Below are 17,403 nucleotides of genomic sequence, written 5' to 3'. Positions count from 1 at the left end.
TTTTATAATGCGTGTAATATTACTTTTGTTCCTGATTTTGATCCTGAAAATCAAACAGATGACCGAGCTTCGCTTGCTTGGTCCGCAAATAACGGTCATTGTCCTTATTCGCTTCCATTTGAATCGGCACACGCTCGGTAACTTCAAGCCCGTAGCCTTCCAGCCCTTTAATTTTGCGCGGGTTGTTGGTGAGTAGGCGCATTTTGCGAATGCCGAGATCGCGCAAAATTTGTGCTCCAATGCCGTAGTCGCGCAAGTCCGGCGCAAATCCAAGCTGCAAATTGGCATCGACCGTATCAAGCCCCTGCTCCTGAAGCACATAAGCTTTGAGCTTGTTGATTAGGCCGATTCCGCGTCCTTCTTGGCGCATATAGAGCAGCACGCCATTGCCCGCTTCCTCAATCTGCGTCAGCGCTGCCGCAAGCTGCGGTCCGCAATCACAGCGATGCGAATGGAATACATCGCCCGTCAAGCATTCCGAGTGCACGCGCACAAGCAGCGGGCTTTCCGGATCAATCTCGCCTTTTACAAAAGCGACATGCTCCTTGCCGTCTATATCATTCGTAAAACCAATCGCTTTAAAATCTCCGAAATCCGTCGGCATATTAACTTCAACGACACGCTCAACGAGCTTTTCCTTCGCATTGCGGTATACAATTAGCTCTTGGATTGTAATAAGCTTGAGATCATGCTCATGCTTAAACTCAACAAGATCCGGCAATCTTGCCATCGTGCCATCTTCATTAATGACTTCGCAAATGACCGCTGCGGGCTCTGAGCCGCACATTAAGGCCAGATCAATACCCGCCTCTGTGTGGCCTGCCCGTCTTAGCACGCCGCCATCTTTCGCAATTAGCGGAAAAATGTGGCCCGGCTTGCGGAAATCCGCCGCCTTCGTATTCGGGTCAATGAGCGACTTGACCGTCTCGGAGCGCTCATGCGCAGAGATGCCGGTCGTTGTGGAAATATGGTCAACGGAAACGGTAAATGCCGTTCCATGAAAATCCGTATTGCGTGCTACCATCGGCGGCAGCTCCAGTTGCTCCGCCCGCTCTGCGGTAATCGGAACGCACACAAGCCCGCGGGCCTTCGTAATCATAAAATTGATCACTTCAGGCGTCGCCATTGAGGCCAGCGCAATGAGGTCGCCTTCATTTTCACGATCCTCATCATCTACAACGATAACGGGCTTGCCAAGCAGCAAATCCTCAAGCGCTTCCTCAATCGTATTAAACAATGACTTCTCCAAAGGCTGATCCTGCTGTCCCATAAAGCTTCCCTCCCTGATCGTTCACCACTTCAACTAAACATCTATTCGTTATTACATAAATCCATTTTCACTTAAAAAAGCATTGCTCAGCTTCGTTCCGCCTGCCTTGCCAGCTTTGCTGCCGGAAGTCGCCCCAGCCTCGCGAGCTGGCTTGAAATGCAGCAAATGCTCCACATATTTGCCAATCATATCGCATTCGATATTAACGGAATCGCCTATGCGCTTATCGAGCAAAGCCGTTTCGCCAAGCGTATGCGGGATGACGGACACCGAGAAGCCCGAATCATTCGTGCCAACAACCGTTAGGCTGATGCCGTCAATGGCGATCGAACCTTTCGGAATGACATATTTCAGCGTTGCCGCATCGTTCAGCTTAATACTGAATATAACAGCATTGGCGTCGGTTGCCCTTTTTGCAATGACGCCTGTGCCGTCAATATGCCCCTGCACCATATGACCGCCAAAGCGCCCTCCAGCCAGCATCGCGCGCTCCAGATTGACCTGTTCACCGGGCTTTAGCTGGTGAAGATTGGAGCGCCGGTATGTCTCCGGCATTACATCAGCGTCAAAGGTGCTGCCTGTAAAGGAGATGACCGTCAGACAAACGCCGTTTACGGCTATGCTGTCGCCCAGCGCCACACCTTCGAGGACGCGGGAGGCGGCAATCGTTACTACCATAGCCTCGCCCTGCTTGACCACCCGCTTCAGTTTGCCGACTTCTTCAATCAGACCCGTAAACACGGCTAACCCTCCTCTCTAAACATGACGGTAGACCGGGTAGCCGCTTATGCAAATATCAGCTCCCGCTTGCTCCACCTGCGTGCGCTCCAGTTCAATAGCCTGCGCCATTTTTTCAAAGCCTTCAAAATCAAAGGTGCCGGGAGCTGCTGCTCCGCCAATGATTTTGGTAGCCATGTAAATCATGATTTTATCGATGAGTCCTGCTGTTAGCATTGCGCCATTGAGCTTACCTCCGCCTTCCAGCAAAATCGACCCTATTTCCAGCTCGCCAAGCTTTCTCATCGCTTCCGGCAAATCAACCTGCTCTCCGGTGCCTGCCCGAATGAGCTCGACGCCAGCAGCCAGCAGCTCCTGCGCCTTGGCGTCATCCGCCTGCTCAGTCGCAATGACGATCGTTCTTGCTGTCCGATCCGTGACCACGCGCGCGGTGAGCGGCAGCTTCAGGCTGCTGTCGATGACAATACGCACCGGATGCAGCGCCGGTACGTCTGCTCTTGTCGTGAGCTGCGGATCGTCTGCAAGAACGGTGCCGATACCGACCATGATACCCATATGCTGATGGCGCAGCGTATGCACCTGCTCCCTTGCAGCACTGCCCGTTACCCATCTGCTGTCGCCGGTGCGGGAAGCAATTTTGCCATCGAGCGTGCTCGCTGTCTTAAGGGTGACAAACGGCAGCTTCGTTGTAATGTATTTATTAAATTTTTCATTCATTTGGTTGGAACGTTCCCCTAGAAGGCCCACCTCAACCTCAATACCGCATTCCTTCAGCCGTTCAAGGCCCCGCCCAGCTACCTGTGGGTTCGGATCGGTCGTTGCAACGACTACCCTTGCCACCTTGGCATCAATAAGCCGCTCGCAGCAAGGCGGCGTCTTGCCAAAATGGCTGCAAGGCTCCAGCGTTACATACGCGGTAGCACCTTCCGCTTCTTCGCCCGCCATTTGCAGCGCATGCACCTCAGCATGCCCGGTTCCCCGCTTGAGATGTGTACCAATGCCGATAATTCGGCCTTCCTTTACAACGACGCAGCCGACGATTGGATTAATATCCGTCTGTCCAGCCGCCTTCTCTGCCATATCCAGTGCTAAGCTCATATAATAACTGTCATTCAAAATATCCATGAACGCAAAAAACCTCCATTAGCAACATAGCCAACGGAGATGAGAGTATATCTTAGAGACCCGCTTTCAAGTACACAAATAATCGATTTTAACAGACCTAATTGCCCAGCGAAAAAAAGTGCAAGCAAATAAGCATGAAATCACGCCTTGAAAGTGTCTCCTTCTCCCATCCAGACTGTACTGTCGGTCCCGGAATTGCACCAGGTCAGCCGTACACAATCCGTTCATGCGTTCACACGCTCTGAATTCATTGTATACGGGTCACGGACTGACAGGCAGCATATCTGTCGCTTCAACGTTCCAAGCGCTTAGACAGCCTCCTGATCACCGCCGGTTGGGATTTTCACCCGACCCCGAAGGAAAGCCACTGTATTATTTTTTTCTATACGTTTCGCCAAAACGATGGCGTCTAATAGAAAGAACGCCGTCAGGCGTTTTTCTTATAGTCACTTACTTTTAAAATGTAACTCTGATGAAATGTTACCACCGCAAAATTGAAAAAGCAAGAGTTTTCGATTCTGATTCTCAATTAGCATTCATAATGTTTGAGCCTTTTATAAAAAAAACCGCTCGTTCCCCCGACCAATCGGAAAAACAAGCGGCCTTCTCGCAACGATTAAACCGTTACAATTTCAACTTTTTCCATTTTTTCGCCTTGGCGGAACGTGTCAACATGTTCCATGCCTTTAGCTACTTTGCCAAATACAGTGTGTCCGCCATCCAGATGCGGCTGTGGAGCATAGCCGATGTAGAATTGGCTTCCGCCTGTGTTGCGTCCAGCATGCGCCATTGCAAGGGAACCGCGCTCATGCTTGTTTGGGTTGATTTCACAGTTGATTGTGTAGCCAGGTCCGCCAGTGCCGTTGCCAGTAGGGCAGCCGCCTTGAGCAACGAAGCCCGGGATTACGCGGTGGAAAGTCAAACCATTATAAAAACCATCGTTGGCAAGCTTCTCAAAGTTTGCAACTGTGTTAGGCGCATCTTGATCAAAGAGGTCAATAATAACCTCTGCTCCGTTTGCCATTGTAATTTTCGCTTGTTTTGCCATCTATTAAACATCTACCTTTCTATATCCGAATAAGACTACGTTACCAAATTTAACCCTTATTTCGCAAGGGCTGTTTTGCGAAGTCTTGCCGGAAGCAAGTCATTGCCGACAATATTGTCCAAAGATTCGCGCTGAACGACGAGATCAGACACGCCATCTTTGACAAATACGACAGCTGGACGGCGGAAACGGTTGTAGTTGCTCGCCATCGAATAATTATAAGCGCCTGTGCAAAATACTGCAAGCAGATCGCCGCTGTTTGCTTTCGGCAATTCCAAATCAATAATGAGCTTGTCGCCGCTTTCGCAAGCTTTGCCCGCTACGGTAACCGTCTCTTCGCTTGCCTCGTTCGCACGATTTGCAAGCACCGCTTCATAAACGGATTGATAAAGCGCCGGACGCGGGTTATCCATCATGCCGCCATCTACAGCGATATATTTGCGCACGCCTGGAATTTCCTTGCTAGTTCCAACTGTATAAAGCGTTGTGCCTGCATCGCCGACGATGCTGCGGCCCGGCTCAACCCAAATTTCAGGAAGCGGGAATTCCGCTGCCGTAAAGCTGGAAATGAGCGTATCCGTAATCGCTGCAACGTATTGAGCAACTGGAAGCGGGGAATCTCCGTCTACATAACGGATGCCGAAGCCGCCGCCAAGGTTTATAACCTGGAACGTCAAGCCAAGGTCTTGGCGAATTTCAATTGCAAACGCCGACATTTTCTCAACAGCCATCTTAAAGCCGTCTACTTCAAAAATTTGCGAGCCGATGTGGGAATGAACGCCAAGCACATCCAGATTGGACAGCTCCATCGCTTCCATAATCGCCAGTTTAGCCGCGCCATTCGTCAAATCGAAGCCGAACTTGGAATCTTGTTGGCCCGTGGAAATATAGTCATGCGTATGCGCCTCAACACCCGGCGTAATCCGCAGCAAAATTTTAACCGTCAAGCCTTTGTCCTTCGCCAGCGCATTAAGCACTTTAAGCTCAGTAGAGTTGTCTACTACGAAGCAGCCGATGCCTGCATCCAGCGCCATATTGATTTCATCCGGCGATTTATTGTTGCCGTGGAAGTGAATGCGCGCTGCTGGGAAGCCCGCTTTCAGCGCCGTGTGCAGCTCTCCGTCGGAAACGACGTCAAGCGACAGGTTTTCCTGCTCGGCAAGCGCACACATTGCCATTGTGCTGAATGCTTTGCTTGCATAGGCCACTTGAAATTGCAGGCCGGATTTTTGAAAAGCGGTCACATATTCATTCGCGCGCTTTCGCACTAGCGCCTCATCGACAATATATAGCGGCGTACCATATTCTTTCGCCAGCTCCGTTACATCACAGCCGCCGATTTCCAAATGCCCCTGGGCATTAACTTTGCTCGTTCCGTGCAAGTACATTGTTATTATTCCTCCATACGTGAATAGATTCGATTTACACCAATAGCAACAGTATATCGCAATCTACCCGCAAGCGTAATGGATAATTTAACAAGTCATTTGCATTATTTACGGCTTTACTCCGTTTCGGGCATTTTATCGAGCTGCTGGGGCCGCAGCAGATTGGGCCGCTTGCGATTTTGCAGCACGGGCGTCCGGAAAATGATATTCATCATCGCCCGGAAATCAAACGGAATGAACGGCCACATGTAGGGACGATTGAACGAACGCTCCATGCACAAAAACAGCAGGATAACCGTCGTCCCAACAATGAATCCCGGCACCTGAAAGGCTGCCACAAGCGTAATGAGTACAAGCCTGACAATGCGGTTCGCCAGCCCCAGCTCATAGCTCGGCGTCGCAAACATCCCAATAGCCGCAACCGACATATACAAAATGACCTCATTGACGAAAATGCCCGTCTGGACCGCAATATCGCCAATGAGAATAGCTGATACGAGCGACATTGCCGTCGCCAGCGAAGTTGGCGTATGCACCGAGGCGAGCCGCAGCAGATCGACACCGACCTCCGCCAGTAGAAATTGTACGAGCAGCGGCAGCTTGCCTGTTTTCGATGGCCCGAGAAACTCCAGCGCCTGCGGCTTCAGCTCCGGATGGATAACGAACAGCAGCCAGAGCGGCAACAGAAAAAGCGAGGCGAATATGCCAATAAACCGTACCCAGCGCAGATAGGTGCCGATAAATGGCGTCTGGCGATTTTCCTCAACATGCTGGATAAGATCGAAATACGTCGTCGGCAAAATCATGACGCTGGGCGATGTGTCCACGAAGACGACAACCGCTCCTTCCAGCAAATGCGAGGCCACAACATCCGGACGCTCCGAATAACGGACGAGCGGGAATGGGCTCCAGCCCCGTTTAACGGTCGCCTCCTCCAGCTGCTTGTCGGCAAGCGGAATGCCGTCTACCTTGACCAGCGAAATTTTTTCCTTAACGGATTTAAGCAATTCCTTATCTACCAAATCATTAATGTAGGCGATACATACATCCGTCTGTGTGCGCTCGCCAATCTGCACCAGCTCGTAACGAAGCTGCGGATCACGCAGCCTGCGCCTTACAAGCGAAATATTCATCATCAACGTTTCGACGAAGCCGTCGCGACTGCCTCTGACGACCCGCTCCAGGCTTGGCTCGTCCGGCGAGCGTGCCGGAAAGTTTTTGGCGTCAATAAGCAGCGCCGTTGCTTCCTTGTCGATGAACAGCGCCGTTCCGCCAGAGAGAATGCCCGTCAGCAGCTTATTCCAATCCTGCTCGGACTTGACCTGGGATGCTGGCACATACATATCGAGAAAGGCATGCAGCGCATCGGATGATAAATCATCCGGCTGCAAGTAGGTCAGCCGCTTCAGCACTTCTGTTTGCAGCGTATCCTTTGCCAGACCGTTCATAAACACGAACGCGACTCGCCGCTCGCCGAATATCATTTCCCGAACAACAACATCGAAGCTGCTGCCGTAGCCAAGCTCATTTTTCAGCCGCTCCAATACATCATCCAAATCCGAAGGAATCCGCTCCTCGCGACCATCCTGCCGTTGCTCTCTGCCTTGCGACTTCCCTCGATCCTGCGTATGCCGCTGTCCCTGCCTGCTTCTTTGCGCTTTGGCACGGGCCTGCAGCGGCTGATCGTGGCCATGCTGCCCTTCCTCCCTATTTTGCTGGTGGTCGCTTCTACTCTCCACGTGCGGGTTCTCCTTCTCCCCGCCAGCAAGCTGCTTGGCATGAATAAACCCCTTCACCTGCCGCCAGCCTCGCTCTCTTTTACCGGAAGAATGCTTCTCCCTGCCCGCTTCGGTGTCCGGCTCATTTCCCAGCTTCATCATGCCAGGAATGCTAGCCTGCCTGTAATCTTGCCCCGGTTCATTGTGCTGCTCTTGATCCTTATCCATCTTCTTCCTTCACCTCAGTTCTCCAGCATAGCCCTGCTCATTCTCTACCATTTCCCTACCATTGATACCAAAGCCAGTCCAGCAGCGACCCGAGCGTCTTGCCAAGCACCATCGCCATCACAAGGCCAACTAAATAGTCCGACAGATGGATGCGTTTGGCGAGGATGGGAAACACATTCAGCACTTCCGTCAGCGCCGCCGCAAGCAAGCCGACGAAAATGCCATTGAGCAGCCCGACAGCAATCTGTGACGTAATGCCAGCAAGCGAAAGCTTCCAATCGAAAAAATCTGCGAATGTCCAATAAACCGCACCGCTTATTACCGCCGTTTCAAACCAAATGGACAGGCTGTAGGCATAGGCAATTTGGGCCAATCGCGGAATAAGATCCAGCACTGTTAGCAGCGCCACCAGTCCGCTGCCTACCGCAAGCCCTCCCGATAAGCCCAGCATGACAATAAACGCATGAATCGGCCAATCAAGCATCGTCCTCACTCCGAGCGGTTTGACGATCATTTTTTTTACGCATCTCGTCGGCGATAACATAGGCGTTCACATTTTCCTGGTAGGTGAACAGCTCTACTTCTAGCGGATTCGGCTCTTCATTGAATTTTTTTCGGAACAGATGGTTGAAAAACAGCACCATGCCAAGCCCAATGCCGAAGGAATATGGAATTTGAAACCAAAGCGGATGTTCATTATGCTCTCCGGTAATCAGCTCGACGATCCGAATATGGACCTCCTTCATACTGACATCCGTATGGAAGTTCATAATCGCCAGACCTGCGCCGAAAAACAGCAGCAGCCATGAAAAAATCAGCAGCGGAATGCGCGGCTTTGGCGGCTTATCCGCAATCATAACCAGCACCTGCGGATCGCCATAGGCTTCAATAGACAGACCAGGCTCCAGCTCGCGCAGCCGGCTGACAATTTGCAGCAAATCGATGACGACGCGGTTGCCGTCCGGCTTGCTGTGACGATATAGTACGAGCTGGCCGAGGCGCTGTTCCTGCTCTTCGGACTCGCCAAGCAGCCTCGCCGCCTGCCCGAGCGTCACTTCCTTCTCGGGACGTATCCCAATACGCTTGCGCAAACGCAAATAGAAAGGCTGCCGCTGCGTCGTATCCATCCGTCATCAGTCCTTTATCTGTACTTTGGGTTCGTTTCCCTTTTAGTATGAGAAAAACAGGAATCAGATAGTCACGACGCAGCAGGTAAAAACAAGAAAAAATGGGCTGTCCCAAAAGTAGTTTTTTATCTACCTTGTGAAGCCCTTACCGCTTCGAATTTTGAATGAGATAAAAAAAGCGCGAGTTTCGGGGCTAAACTAGCCCCAGAACTTGCGCTTTTGCTTCAGCGTTGCCCACTTGAGCAAATTGTGGGCAAGCGAAAGCCACCTGACCTCAAGACTCACTTTGGGTAAGCCACGAAGCAGATAACGCCGGAATCCCCGGTTACTTTTCGGTTGCCCAAAGACACTTTCGGGTTCAATCATACGACGAACCGAAAGGTGGTACCCTTCTTCGCTTTGAAGCAGTTGTATTGCACGGGTCGCAGCGTTCGCGGGCAGAGCTCGGACCTCGGGCGTACGGAAACGATTGAGGAGACGGCGGAGATGGTCACCCAGGCCGGCGGCCTCGGGATTGCGGTGCAGATCGATCATACGGAGGAAGAACAGGTGCGGGCGCTGTTTGCATTCAAGAATGTCAGCATCAACGAACCGTTTTTCCAAGGGCATTTCCCAGGATTTCCGGTGATGCCGGGGGGGGGGGGGGGGGGGTAGGGCGAGGCAATGGCACAGGTTGGGGGAGTCGCAATGTTGAGCGTGCCGGACTTTAAAGGCAAGATTGCCTTCCTGGCAGGTATTGACGGTGCTCGCTTCCGCCGCCAAGTCGTTCCGGGCGACCAACTGCGCATCGAAGTCTCGATCACGAAACTCAAAGGCGGCATCGGCAAAGGACAGGCCGTTGCTTATGTCGACGGCGAGCTGGCCGCTGAAGCGGAACTGACCTTCGCAATCAAAAAAGACTAATTTTGAAGGCAAAAAAAAGGGATTCTCACGACCCGCGTGAGAATCCCTTTTTGGCGTTATGAAGTGGTGCCGACGCAACTGCGATGCTCGTGGGCAAACGTTACAAGGAACGTCGGGTCCAGCCCGAATGCGGAGTAGAGCTCTTGGCTGAAGGCAAGGATCGATGCAGCTGCTTTTGGTTCCGAGAGCAGCATCATGTGGTTGGACGAGTCAATGTCGAATAGGTGGAAATCGTCGATCTGACGTTCAAATTCGGACCAATAATCCCCTTGGTCGAATACGGGGCTCGTCTTGACTTTGAAGTACGGTTCCAGTGCCCCGAGGAACGAGCCGCTTTTGTTGCGGAAGAAATAGGCGCTGACCTCTTGCGGATAGGTCAACGGCAAGATGGTAAATCCACTGCGGTCGATCGCTTCCTGCACGTCAGAACTACTCTGAATCATGGTGTTTAGGTAGTCTTCCGTGCGCTTGTAGCCGCGCTCGCGGGCCAGGGTCAGCAACTGCTTGGAATATTCCTCATCCGAGAGCGTCGGGTCCAGATCATCACGGTGAATCAATGTGGTCGGAATCTTCTCCGGCTCGTGCTGAATCTCGGTGAGCAGGGACATGTTGACCGACTGCAGGATCGCGGTTTTTCTATTGAACATCGCTTCCGGCAAAATGGTCTTGGTATAGATTTTGTCCGAATACAAGGTGTCGAGGAACATGATGGAGTTCACCTTTTGCCCCAGTTCCTGCAATTGACGGGCCACTTCGTAGGCGAGAAGGCCGCCGAGCGAATAGCCACCGAAGTCATAAGGCCCTTCCGGCTGCACGCTCTGAATGATGTGCACGTAATACGCGGCCATCGCATAGATGCCTCGGATCGGGGTGCGGTTGCTCATCCAACCACGCGCTTTGATGCCGTAGAAGGGTCGGTTGCTCACTTTGGCGATCATCGAGTAGATGCCGACGCCGCCTGCCGTCCCGTGCATCCAGAAGATCGGACGACCTTCCGTGGCTTGGTTCAGCAGGACGAGTTCCGGGAACTGCGGCAAGCTGGTCTGCACGGGCTTGTGGGCCGGCGGTGCTGCGAGCGGTGCTTGCGGCGGTGTGGGAGTCTGGCTCACGATCTCCGCTTTAGGCTTCGCCTTGGTTGTCCCATTGGGAACCAGCTCTCGAATCAGGTCTTCCATCGATCGGCAATCGCTCAGTTTGACGAAGGAGAAAGATGGGTCGATCTGCGTTTGTATCTGCTGCAGCAGTTGCATGAACAGAATCGAGTCAAATCCGTAGTGGTCGAGCGGCTTGTTCACCTTAAGCTCCGCAGGCTTGAGACCCACCAGTTCGGAGATGATGCCGATGACTCGCTCCTGCAGATCCTCCGCGATGGCGAGGTCCTGTTCCTCCGAGACGGGAGCCGCCTCGGAAGCAGAAGCTGCAGCAACTGCTGGCAGGCTCTGCGTTGTCAGCTCTCGTCTTGCGATTGTCGGAGCGGTCAGCCAGCAGCGGCGGCGCTCAAACGGATAGGTCGGCAAGGAGATGCGACGAGCGGATGCTCCGCCTTGCAGCGCTTCCCAAGGAATCTTGCCGCCTTTCGCCCAGTAGAGGGCTAATTTTCCAAGATTACCCTCTGCCAGCAAGGCTCGAAGAACGGTCTCTCCGGTGATCACGGCCAGAAGATCGAGGATCTCGGAATGAGACTCGTTCAGGTCGCCGAGATAGAGCACGATGGGCGCGTCGCCTTTTTTCAAATAGCCTCGCAGACCTTGCATCAGCTCGTCGCGGCTTTGTACCACCATCGCAAGTCGCGCCTCCATCTCGTCACGGCCGACTTGCAGCGTGTGCGCGATGTCAGGCAGCTTCAAGCTCTCGTCGGCTTCGAGGAACGCGAGCAGTTGTGCGGCAACCTCGTCCAGACGCTCGCGATTCTTCGCGGAGAGGACGATGATCTGCGGTGCTTCCGTCGGTTCTTGATCGACCGCCTCTTGCTGCGCCGGGATGTATTCTTCGACTACAAGATGCGCGTTCGTGCCGCTGATGCCGGTCGTGCTGACTGCACCGAGGCGCGGGCGCTCATCGGCTGTGGTCCACGATCTGTTCTTGGTATGAATCACGAACGGGCTGTCTGTCAGGTTGATGTAGTCGTTGCTCGATTCATAGTTGTGCAGAGCCGGAATCGTCCGCTCTTTCATCGCCATCAGCATGGAGATCAAGCTGACGACGCCGGATGCGGCGAACGTATGCCCGATCAACGGCTTGATCGAGCCGAGCGCGCAGTATTGCGTCCGGTCAGTGTGTCGGCGGAAGGCGTTAGTGAGCGCCTGCACCTCGATGGGGTCTCCCAATTTGGAACCGACGCTGTGGGAGAGCACAAACTGGATGTCGGCCGGGTTGATGCCGAAGCGCTTGTAGACTTGATGAAGCAGGTCTGCTTGGCTCGCAGGGCTCGGCGCGGTGATGCCGTTGGTCTGGCCGTCGTAGTTGACGGCGCTGCCCTTGATGCAGCCGTAGATCTGATCGCCATCCTCCAGCGCTTTGCTCAGCGGCTTGAGCACGACGACAGCTACCGCTTCGCTCGGCACCAGGCCATTTGCACGCCCGTCGAACACAAAGCAGGTGCCATCCGGGGAGAGCATGTCGAGCTTGCCCATGCCGTTGTGGATCATCGGCGAGACCAACAAGCTGACACCGCCAGCCAGCGCCATGTCGCATTCGCCTTGGCGCAGGGCTTGGCAGGCTTGGTGAATCGCGACGAGACCGGACGAGCAGGCGGCGGTGATCGCCATGTTCGGGCCCTTGAGGTTGAGCGCATAGGAGATGCGGGCCGCGAGCGTGGCGTTCTGGTTGCTGTTCAGCGGACTGTCCTCTCCGGCCAAGAACCCGTACTCTCCCTCTTCCACCCCGACATAGACGCCGCATGCGGTTCCACGAATGCGCTCGCCCATATAGCCGGCATCTTCCAGCGCATGCCATGCTTCCTGCAGGAACAGGCGCTGTTTCGGATCGATGTACTCCGCTTCTTTGGGCGAGATCTTAAAGAACAAGGGATCGAAGCGATCCACGTCCGGGACAAATCCGCCCCATTTGCCCATGCCCTTCTCTTCCCGCCAGTCCCAGCGGTCAGACAGGACGGCCGTGATCGCTTCCTTCCCGTCTCGGATGTTTTTCCACAGTTCCTGCGCGTTGCTCGCCTGCGGGAATCTGCCGCTGATCCCGACAATGGCAATCGGCTCCTGCGCACTGCGCACCGCTCCTCCGGCCGCGAATCGCGCCTTGCCGGTCTTTTTGCGCGAAGGGCGCTTGGACGGAGTGCTGACGATTGGAGCGACTGGTGCTGCCGCGATCGCCGGTGCGGATGCCGCTTGCTCTTGGTAGAAGCCCCGCATTGCCTCCCCATGTGTGACCGCGTAAAACTGGGTCAGAGCTCTGATCGTGGAATGATCAAAGAACAAGGCTGGCGTCACGGCAATGCTGTAGTGTTTCGACAGGAAACCGGCAAACTCGGCCAAGCTAATCGAATCAAACCCGAAATCGGCCAAGTTCTCCTCGACGTCCAGTTTGGTGCGCGGAATCTTGAGAACGGAGCTGATCTGCTCTTTGAGATCCCACCCCACGCACTGTTCGAGCGTGAATCCTTTCATCTCCGGACGTCTTCCCTTGCCGCAAGAGGTGTTGCTGCCGGAATGCACGGGCACCGGAGTGGGCGCTGCCGACTTCGCGAGGCCCAGCATGTGTTCGATGCGGCTCGGCTGGCCGACCATCACAAGATGCTGGGTGCGGTTCTGCGACAGGATGCGGTCAAAAATCGCAAGGCCCTCTTCCACTTCCAAGAAGCGTTGCCCGCTGGTCTTGAAGTAGGCTTCCGTGTTTTCTTTCTTCTCAAAATGCATGCCCCCGGCTTTCCACAGCGGCCAGTTGATGACGAATGTTGTCCCGTTGCGCAGCTCGCCATAGGCCATTTGGAAGCGGTTAGCAATCGAATAGTCGCACGAGCCGAAGTCCCCGATGATCGCCGATGAAGAGGAGAAGTAGCAGGTAAAATCAAGTTCCGGCTCCCCTTGCAGCAGTTCGTCGAGCAGAAGCGTTCCTTTGACCTTCGGGTCGAGCACTTGCTGGAACCGGCGGTCATCCTTGTCGAGAATGCTTTCGGCTCCGACGAGGCCGGCTGCGTGCAGGACGCCGTGAACACGGCCGAACTGCGACCTGGCTTCTGCAAGCCCCACCTCCATACGCGTGCGGTCACATACGTCCGCTTGCAGATAGAAGACGCGGCTGTCTCGTTTTTCAAGCGCTTCGATCTTCGCCTGTTTGGCAGCATCGAGCGCCGAGCGCCCGGTCAGGATCAGGTTGACCGGGTGTTTGCCAGCCAGATGCTCGGCGAGCAAGTAGCCCAGACCGCCCAGACCGCCAGTAATCAGGTAAGTGCCTCCCGATTTCAGCAAGGTGGAAGAGCCCGCTTGGATGCGGGTTGGCTGTACCTTGCAGACGTGGCGCTTGCCGTTTTGGTAGAGGACGCTTTCGATTTTGGAAGCATTGAGCTCGTCCAGAAGGAGATGCATGTTCTCCTGCAAGGAAACGGCCCCGGCTTCTTGCATCACGACAGCCGCTCGGGTATCTGGGAGCACCAAGCCCAAGGAGCGCTCAAAGCCGATCCATGATTCAAGGAACGCACGCTCGGTCGTATTTTGGTGCTGGCCGACGAGCATCAGGCTCTTGGCTTTAAGCTTCGTCGTCGCAAGGGCTTGTACGATGTCGAGGATCGGTTTCGTGTCCTCCACGAGCGAAGCGTCTTCCAGCGGCCAGAGGTAGAGCAAGGCATCAACTTCCCCCTGCTGTTCTTGGACGCTGCGGAGCGCCTGCTGACAGGATGTCCCTTGCGCGACGAAAAGGACCTGCGTCTGCGGGCTTCGCGCTTGCACCGCTTCCACGACCGCACGCTGAGCCTCCGCATTCGAGAGGAAGCAGAGCAGCGTGTTCAAGTTGGAAGGCGCGTGGTTGTTTCGAGCTTTTTCTTGCCAGATCTCCTCAAAGGTCATCAAGGCAAACGGCTCGGCGGATGGAGAGACCGCTTGCGGGCGGTTCTTCTGCGTTTGCAGACCGCTGATTTGCAGACAGACCTTGCCTTGTTCGTCGCAGAACGTGAAGTTGCCGTCGTCTGCCACAACCCACATGGAGGGAGGGCAAGGGGCATAGATCGCGACCTCTTGCAAGGTGGCGGGCACACTCCCTTGCAGCACGGTGTCCAGCAAGTGCGGATGGAGCAGAAACTGCGAAGGCACCATCGGCAGCGTGACGCGCGCGCCCCGCTCCTGCAAGGTGGACGCATCGAGGAGTGGCGCTTCGTCCTCTGTCAGCAAGGCGCTTCCTGATGCGTGCAGCTCTTCCTCGTCATTGTAGATCTCAAAGGAGATCTCGCCATTAGCGGCCAGGTACAGTGCGATGTGCACCTGCGACCCGTCAGCACCCACTGCGAGCGGCGACTCCCAGACGATATTTTGCAAACAAAGGCGGGTGCGACCTTCCTTTAGAGCGCCGGACGCCTGTTCCACAGCCGCGCGCGCCATCTCCAACAGGGCGAATTCCGGCACCATCCGATCGCGAAGGAAGGTTTCCTCGCCGACGAAGACGGTGCTGTAGCGCATTTCGTTCAGGTCTGACGTGTTGCGATGGAGCAGCGGATGCAAGACGTTGACGGCAGATTTTTCCTGCTTGCCGAAGCCTGTCTGCACGATTTGAAACGCAGGCAACGGGTAGCGCTCTTGCGCAAACGAATAGGTCGGCAGTCCGGTCAGTCGCTTGACCGTCCCCGCCGGGTAGAGCCCTTCCCAGTCGATCCGGGTGCCGTTGACCCACAGTTCTGCAATCGTCTTGAGCTTGCAGTTGTGAAGCAGGCTCAGGAGGAACGCTTGTCCCTCTTCGGTGTCGGCCAGATTGATCCCGTTGACGCTGCCGTTTTTGCCGACGGTGCCCTCGAAGACTTCTCCAGACTTGCCGGCCCCTGCTAGGTAGCGTTCGAGCTGGCCGATCAGCTGGTCCCGGTCTTTGACAACGATGGCAAGCCGTTGTGCCATGCTCTCTCTCGCCACTTGGTAGGTGTACAGGAAGTCGGGGAGCGAGACGTCCGGGTGAGAGCGGAGGTAGCGGAGCGCGGCATCGGCATTGGCTTGCAGCGATTCTGCACTTTGGGCCGACAGCACGAACAGACCTGGCATCGCTTCATTGAACGGCGCTGCAATCGCACGCGACGGATTGGAATAGTCTTCAATCACCATATGGGCATTCGTGCCGCTGTAGCCGAACGAGTTGACGGCAGCCAGGCGCTTGCCATTTCGATTTGGCGTCCACTCGCGACGAGCTGTGTTGACATATACCGGGCTGTTGGCAAAGTCGATGTGCTTGTTGCCCTGTGCATACTGGATGGAGGGTGGCATCTCTCCATGCTTCATGCTCATCAACACTTTGATCACACCAAGCACGCCTGCTGCAGCCGTCGTGTGACCAATGTTCGCCTTGAGCGAACCGATTCCGCAGAAGCCTTTCTGACTCGTGAACTTGCGGAAGGTGTTGTTAAGGGCGTGAATCTCGATCGGATCGCCAAGCTTGGTGCCCGTGCCATGCGCTTCAATGTATTGAATGTCTTCCACGTCGATCTCGTACTTGCGGTAGATCGATTCTTGCAGCTGGCTCTGCGCGAGGAAGCTCGGCGCGGTGATGCCTGAGGTCTGGCCGTCTTGGTTCGTGCCGCTGCCTCGGATGATGCCGTAGATGTGGTCGTTGTCCCGCTCGGCATCGCAGAGGCGCTTGAGAATCAAGACCCCGACGCCGTCGCCTACAACGATGCCGTTCGCTCCATCGTCAAACGGACGGCACTCGCCATTGGGAGACAGCATCCCGGCGTTGTGCATGGAGATGAACGAGCCCGGATGGCTGTAGACCGTGATTCCGCCTGCGATGGCGAGGTTGATCTCCCCGCTCTTCAACTGCTGGCAGGCCAGGTCGATCGCCACCATCGAAGAGGAGCAGGCCGTATTCACCGCCAGCGCCGGCCCTTTCAGATCCAGATAGTACGCCATGCGAGCCGCGAGGATGCTGATGTCATATCCGAGCATGGAATAATGGGAAAAATCTTGAGCGAGCGCCGAGGAACCGGCGGTGCCGATAAAGGTGCCGACGGGCTGCCCGCGCAGCTGCGTCGGGGTGTAGCCGGCATCTTCTAAAGACTTGTACGCTTCTTCCAGCAAAATACGCTGGGTGACATCCATCTTCTCAGCTTCGATGGCCGAGATATTAAAAAAGAGCGGGTCAAAGCGGTCGATGTCGTCCATCTTGCCATAGTTGATCGGAAACGGATTGGACGAATGATCTTGGATGTATTCCAGCCGTTTCGGATCGCTCACTTCGCTGATGCATTTTTTCCCGTCGCGAATCAGGTTCCAGAATTCTTCTTGGTCGTTCGCCCCGGCACTCCGGACGGAGAGACCGATGATGGCGATCTCCTCGGTCTCGACCCGTGCTTCGCGAGCGGGCGGAGTGGGTGTCGGTGCTGGTTTCGGTGTCGGTGTCGGCGTTGGTGCCGATACCGTCGGCTGTGCTTGTTTTGCAGGTTGTACGAGGGTATGGAACTGCTTTTCCATGTAGACCGCCAGAGACTCAAGGTCTGCACATTCAAATACGATGCTGGTCGGCAGGTTCAGGTCGAACCGGACGTTGATCGCTTCGAGCAGTTCAACCGCATTGAGCGATCCGATTCCCAGTTCTTTGAAGGTATCCGATTGCTCCAATTCGGTGCGTTCCAAACCCAAGGTCTGTTCGAAGATATCGAACAGGATCTCTTTGATCTCAGTTCTGGTAATCCCGTAACTCATGCTCCCTCACT

At 54.8% G+C, this 17,403-nt stretch carries 9 protein-coding genes, 2 pseudogenes and 1 riboswitch; of the genes and pseudogenes, 1 reads left to right on the top strand and 10 read right to left on the bottom strand.

Features of this window, described 5'->3' with window-relative positions:
* Positions 1–19: 19 nt before the first annotated feature.
* The 9 genes and pseudogenes from AC50YG_RS00725 to AC50YG_RS00685 form a co-directional block, all read right to left on the bottom strand.
* A complete protein-coding gene (locus AC50YG_RS00725) occupies positions 20–1,270 on the bottom strand; it encodes a bifunctional 3,4-dihydroxy-2-butanone-4-phosphate synthase/GTP cyclohydrolase II (protein WP_473757564.1) in 1,251 nt (416 codons plus the stop codon).
* 51 nt (positions 1,271–1,321) lie between these two features.
* Positions 1,322–2,011, bottom strand: a complete 690-nt coding sequence (ribE, locus tag AC50YG_RS00720; RefSeq protein ID WP_494824039.1) for a riboflavin synthase — start codon at positions 2,009–2,011, stop codon at positions 1,322–1,324.
* A gap of 15 nt (positions 2,012–2,026) precedes the next feature.
* Entirely contained in the window at positions 2,027–3,133 is a 1,107-nt protein-coding gene (gene ribD, locus AC50YG_RS00715) for a bifunctional diaminohydroxyphosphoribosylaminopyrimidine deaminase/5-amino-6-(5-phosphoribosylamino)uracil reductase RibD (protein ID WP_494824037.1), read from the bottom strand.
* 154 nt (positions 3,134–3,287) lie between these two features.
* Positions 3,288–3,498, bottom strand: a riboswitch (FMN riboswitch).
* A gap of 251 nt (positions 3,499–3,749) precedes the next feature.
* Positions 3,750–4,181, bottom strand: coding sequence for a peptidylprolyl isomerase (locus AC50YG_RS00710; protein ID WP_341278210.1), 432 nt, complete (start codon positions 4,179–4,181; stop codon positions 3,750–3,752).
* Positions 4,182–4,237: 56 nt separating this feature from the next.
* Positions 4,238–5,569, bottom strand: coding sequence for a diaminopimelate decarboxylase (gene lysA, locus AC50YG_RS00705; RefSeq protein ID WP_494824036.1), 1,332 nt, complete (start codon positions 5,567–5,569; stop codon positions 4,238–4,240).
* Positions 5,570–5,685: 116 nt separating this feature from the next.
* Complete coding sequence (locus AC50YG_RS00700; protein ID WP_494824034.1) at positions 5,686–7,515, bottom strand: spore germination protein; 1,830 nt, start codon at positions 7,513–7,515, stop codon at positions 5,686–5,688.
* Positions 7,516–7,570: 55 nt separating this feature from the next.
* The gene (locus AC50YG_RS00695) at positions 7,571–7,999 is read right to left on the bottom strand and encodes a stage V sporulation protein AB (protein WP_341278213.1); all 429 of its coding nucleotides are present in this window, start codon (positions 7,997–7,999) and stop codon (positions 7,571–7,573) included.
* Positions 7,992–8,642 (bottom strand): stage V sporulation protein AA, encoded by a 651-nt coding sequence (locus tag AC50YG_RS00690; RefSeq protein ID WP_494824031.1) that lies wholly within the window; start codon positions 8,640–8,642, stop codon positions 7,992–7,994. Before AC50YG_RS00690 ends, AC50YG_RS00695 begins: the two co-directional genes overlap by 8 nt.
* 198 nt (positions 8,643–8,840) lie before the next feature.
* Positions 8,841–9,050 (bottom strand): annotated as a pseudogene (locus AC50YG_RS00685) (transposase); the annotation flags it as partial.
* A gap of 78 nt (positions 9,051–9,128) precedes the next feature.
* On the opposite strand from AC50YG_RS00685, the pseudogene fabZ reads away from it, so the two are divergent.
* Positions 9,129–9,545 (top strand): annotated as a pseudogene (gene fabZ, locus AC50YG_RS00680) (3-hydroxyacyl-ACP dehydratase FabZ).
* A gap of 56 nt (positions 9,546–9,601) precedes the next feature.
* On the opposite strand, the gene AC50YG_RS00675 reads toward fabZ, so the two are convergent.
* The gene (locus tag AC50YG_RS00675; protein WP_494824029.1) at positions 9,602–17,392 is read right to left on the bottom strand and encodes an SDR family NAD(P)-dependent oxidoreductase; all 7,791 of its coding nucleotides are present in this window, start codon (positions 17,390–17,392) and stop codon (positions 9,602–9,604) included.
* Between the last annotated feature and the right edge of the window lie 11 nt (positions 17,393–17,403).

The sequence above is a fragment of the Paenibacillus sp. J31R34 genome (genome assembly GCF_059383715.1).
The sequence above is the reverse complement of the archived record's forward strand: the minus strand, read 5'-3'. Positions and strand labels throughout refer to the sequence as shown.